Source organism: Synechococcus sp. B60.1 (assembly GCF_047462555.1).
Taxonomy (GTDB): domain Bacteria; phylum Cyanobacteriota; class Cyanobacteriia; order Thermostichales; family Thermostichaceae; genus Thermostichus.
The window spans coordinates 1-4,697 of the sequence record NZ_JANSJN010000139.1 but is presented as its reverse complement, the minus strand read 5'-3'; the positions used below and the strand labels follow the sequence as shown (position 1 = coordinate 4,697).

The window sequence follows — 4,697 nt, the reverse complement described above, 5'->3', positions numbered from 1 at the left end:
ATCCAGGCCATGCGAAATGATCCCAACTGGGAGGTGCAGTTTGCGGCTTGGGAGACGCTGCTGGAAGCGGAGGATCCCCAGCACGTGCAGGTGGCAAAGTCCCATCGACTTCCCCTCCGACAGCTTGGAGATGTCCGAGCAAGGTATGAAGCGGGAGAGCGAGATTTCCGCTGGGCCAAGCTGAGCGAGGCTGACCTGAGCCAGGCCAAGCTGAGCGGGGCCAACCTAAGTGGAGCCAACCTGAGCGGGGCGGACCTGAGCGGGGCCAACTTGAGCGGGGCCGACCTGAGCCAGGCTAACTTGATCTTGGCCAAGCTGAGCGGGGCCAACCTGAACCAAGCCAAGCTGAGCGGGGCCAACCTGAGCCAGGCTAAGCTGAGCAGGGCCGACCTGAGCGGGGCCGACCTGAGCGGGGCTGACCTGAGGGGAGTGAATCTTCAGGGATCCAACTTGTTCTGGGCCAGGTTGAGGGGATCCCTGCTCTCTGCCGAGACGCAGATGGATCCCAAGTGGCGGCTGGTCTGGGAAATTGTCAACGGTCAGGCGAATGTCAAGAACCTGAGCGGGGCGGACCTGAGCGGGGCCAACTTGAGCAGGGCCAACCTGAGCCAGGCTAACTTGATCTTGGCCAAGCTGAGCGGGGCCAACCTAAGTGGAGCCAACCTGAGCGGGGCGGACCTGAGCGGGGCCAACTTGAGCGGGGCCGACCTGAGCCAGGCTAACTTGATCTTGGCCAAGCTGAGCGGGGCCAACCTGAACCAAGCCAAGCTGAGCGGGGCCAACCTGAGCCAGGCTAAGCTGAGCAGGGCCGACCTGAGCGGGGCCGACCTGAGCGGGGCTGACCTGAGGGGAGTGAATCTTCAGGGATCCAACTTGTTCTGGGCCAGGTTGAGGGGATCCCTGCTCTCTGCCGAGACGCAGATGGATCCCAAGTGGCGGCTGGTCTGGGAAATTGTCAACGGTCAGGCGAATGTCAAGAACCTGAGCGGGGCCGACCTGAGTGGAGCCAACCTGAGCGGGGCCAACCTGAGCGGGGCCAACCTGAGCGAGGCCAACCTGAACTGGGCCAACCTGAGCGAGGCCAGGCTGTGGCAAGCCAACCTGAGCAGGGCCAACCTGAGCGGGGCCGAGCTAAGGGGAGCAAACCTGGACGACACGGATCTGAGAGGAGCAAACCTGAGGGACGCAAAACTGAGTTTTGGGTGGGGATGGTTCAAAGACCTAACAGGCACCATCCTTCCTGATGGGCAAGTTCACTCCTAACTTTTCTCTCAGCGCCAAGTACTGGCTAAACCAGGGAGGCAAGCGGTGGCGGAAACCTTTGATCCTGTTCTGGGTGGGCAGCAATTGGCCGGCTCCGATCCAGTCATGGGAGGCTTGGTGGCTATTGAGCAAGACCTAGCCAGTCCCGATCTGGAAGTGCGAATCCGAGCGATTGAGGAAGCGCTCCAATATGGCGAAAAAGGGGCTCAACTTGTTATCCAAACCGTCATGCAAAAAGGTTTGGCTTGGAAAGTTCAATTTGCAGCCTGGAAAACACTGCTGGAGTCAGCGGATCCGGAGCTTGTGCAGGTAGCAAAAGCGCATCCGCTTCCTCTCCGTAAAGTCGAAGATATCCAAGCCAGATACAGAGCCGGAGAGCGAGACTTCCGCTGGGCTGACCTGAGGGGAGCCAGTCTAAGTAGGCCTGACTTAAGTGGGGCAGACTTGAGGGGAGCCGACCTAGGGAAAGGAGAGAGGGGGGGAGCAGCCTGTCTGTACCAGGCTGACCTGAGCCGAGCTGATCTGAGCTGGGCTAACCTGAGCGAGGTATACCTAGAGGGGGCCAACCTAAGCCGGGCAAACTTGAAAGCAGCACGCCTGAGCAGGGCCAAGCTAAGCCGCGCAAACCTGAGTGCAGCATACCTAGGCGAGGCCGACTTAGAGGGGGCCGATTTGCGCTCCGCAAACCTAAGCCGAGCCTACTTAAGGGGAGCGAACCTGGACAACGCCAACTTAACCGAAGCCGATCTGAGTGAAGCTAACCTGGAGGGGGTCAACCTCAGGCAAGCCAACTTGAGGGGGGTTAACCTGAGCCGGATACGTCAGGCATGTCTGAGAGGATCCAACCTGAGCGGAGCTAACCTAAACGAAACATATCTGCGAGGGGTCGATCTAAGTGAGGCCAGCTTGGCCCAGACCTATCTGAGAGGATTAGACCTCAGTGGGGCCAACCTCAGCGGAGCCAACCTGAGGGGGGCCAATTTGAAGCAGGCTAACTTGAGAGCAGCCAACCTCAACGGAGCCAACTTGAGCGGGGCTGACCTGAGCCAGGCTGATCTCAGCGGAGCCAACTTGAGCGGGGCCGACTTGAGCCGGGTCAGTCTAGAGGGATCCCTAGTCTCTGCCGAAACGCAGATGGATCCCAAGTGGCGGCTGGTCTGGGAGATTGTTAACGGCCAGGCTGATGTGAAAAACCTCAGCGGGGCTGACTTAAGGGCAGCAGACCTGAGGGGGGCAAACCTGGAAGGAGCCGACCTGAGCGGGGCAGACCTGCAGGAGGCAGACTTGCTGAACGTTTCTCTCAAAGGAGCAAACCTAACGGGCGCAAAACTAAGTCCCGGCTGGGATCGATTTGCTGACTTGAGTGGGGCCATCCTCCCCGACGGAACTGTCCATCCCTAGGCGGATCCCTTTGCTAGACTACCTACAGCTAGCAGCTAGATCCATGAGTTCCTTAGATCTCGCCTTTGCCAGCAATCACCAAGACATTCTCACGCTGCTGGACTTGGTGGTTCGCGCTCGCTACCCTTTGATCTACCTGGTTACTCCCGAAGAAGCCCCGGCAGAGGAGTTGCTACAAGTTCTGGCCGATTCTCTCAAACCCAAGCGCAAACTCCTAATCTGGGATATCGTCTCTGGCTGGTCAGATAACGGCCAAAACAAAGGTCAATTGATGCCTGCTCTGGGCCGCATCGGCGCTATCAAAGAGGACGAGGCGGTTATTTGTGTTCTCAAGGATCTAAACCCTACCCTGAGAAATCCAGAACGCTCAGATAACTATCCCGTTATCCGCTACCTAAAAACCTTGGCCAGAGAGGGCCGCCACAGCCGCAAGTCCATCATCCTCCTGGGCCAAGAAGCCGTTGTCCCTGCCGAGCTGCGCGAGGAAATTGTAGTCTATGATTTTCCCCTGCCCAGCATCGACGAAATTGAGCGGATCGTTACCCGCGCGATCCCTGCCCGTCAACTGGAGCTAAGCGGCCCAGCGCGGGAACAACTGGTTCGAGCCTGTCAAGGGCTGACCCGGCAGCGCATTGAGCGGATCCTGGCCCGCGCCCTAGCCGCCAAAGGCAAGGTCAGCGAGGGCGATATCGACCTGGTTCTGGAAGAGAAAAAGCAATACATCCGCCAGACGGAAATCCTGGAGTTTTACAACCCCTCCGAGACCCTGCAAAATGTCGGCGGCCTGGAAAACCTCAAAGCCTGGATTCGCCAGCGCCGCAACAGCTTTAGTGCCCAGGCCCGCGACTATGGCTTGCCCAGCCCCAAGGGCATTTTGCTGGCCGGGATTCAGGGTACCGGCAAGTCCCTCTGTGCCAAAACCATAGCCCGCGAGTGGCGCATGCCCTTGCTCCGGCTGGATGTGGGGCGACTCTTCGGCGGGATCGTCGGCGAAAGTGAAAGCCGCGTGCGCCAGATGATCCAAATTGCCGAAGCTATGGCCCCCTGTGTTTTGTGGATTGATGAGTTGGATAAGGCCTTTGGCGGCGTCAACAGCGAGTTTTCAGGAGATTCGGGCACCAGCAAGCGGGTCTTCGGCAGCCTAATTACCTGGATGCAGGAAAAAACCAAACCCGTTTTTATTGTTGCCACCGCCAATAATGTCCGCATCTTGCCGGCTGAGTTGCTGCGCAAAGGCCGGTTTGATGAGATTTTCTTTGTCAATTTGCCCAACCAGCGGGAGCGGGAGGAGATCTTCCAAGTCCACATCCAGCGGCTGCGGCCCAACCGCTTGCGGGATTTCTCCTACCCTGAGCTGGCCATGGCCAGCGAAGATTTCAGCGGGGCAGAAATTGAACAGGCCATCTACGATGCCATGCACATGGCCTTCAACCAGGATCCACCCCGCGAGTTTACCCAGGAGGACATCCTTAGCGCCATTCGCCAAACCGTTCCTCTGGCCGCCATCGCCCGCGACCAGATTCAGGACTTAAAGGCATGGGCTGCCGAGTCCGGGGCGCGCACAGCCTCCCAAGACCAACAGCTTGTGCAGGAGCTGCGAACGCTGGTGCAAAAAAGAGGGCTGGGCCCCATCGAAGTCGACAGCCCCTCTTCGTTTTTCCCCTCCTCCCCCTCCTAAGTTCTCAGTCCTGGTCTTCTGGCGGGATGTACTACCAAAACCAAAGGTGTTCAGCTCCCCAGGGATCCAACAGACAGCGGCTGCTTTGGGCTACGGGATCCCTGATTTTGGTGGTCGATTTGGGGGCTGGAAGCTTACCGAGCTGAAGTAATTGCCAAAACTGACCGGGCCTATGGCTTATGCAGCAGCAGGTAGTTGGAAGGTTAACTTGAGGTGTAGGGATGGCGGAAACCTTTGATCCTGTTCTGGGTGGGCAGCAATTGGCCGGCTCCGATCCAGTCATGGGAGGCTTGGTAGCCGTTGAGCAAGCCCTAGACAGTCCGGATCCCAAGGTGAGAATCCAAGCAATCAAGGG

3 protein-coding genes are annotated in these 4,697 nt (G+C 58.5%); all 3 read left to right on the top strand.

Going from position 1 to position 4,697, the window contains the following annotated elements; genetic code table 11:
* The coding region (locus tag NW863_RS12215) for a pentapeptide repeat-containing protein (RefSeq protein ID WP_414366677.1) at positions 1-1,263 on the top strand (1,263 nt) is incomplete at its 5' end.
* Positions 1,264-1,308: 45 nt separating this feature from the next.
* Complete coding sequence (locus tag NW863_RS12210; RefSeq protein ID WP_414366675.1) at positions 1,309-2,664, top strand: pentapeptide repeat-containing protein; 1,356 nt, start codon at positions 1,309-1,311, stop codon at positions 2,662-2,664.
* A 43-nt stretch (positions 2,665-2,707) separates the two neighbouring features.
* On the top strand, positions 2,708-4,342 hold the full coding sequence (locus NW863_RS12205; protein WP_414366674.1) for an AAA family ATPase: 1,635 nt from the start codon (positions 2,708-2,710) through the stop codon (positions 4,340-4,342).
* Positions 4,343-4,697: the final 355 nt, after the last annotated feature.

Excerpts from the sequence above, each read along its gene's own strand:
- NW863_RS12205 (WP_414366674.1), top strand. The coding sequence starts at position 2,708 with ATGAGTTCCTTAGATCTCGCCTTTGCCAGCAATCACCAAGACATTCTC.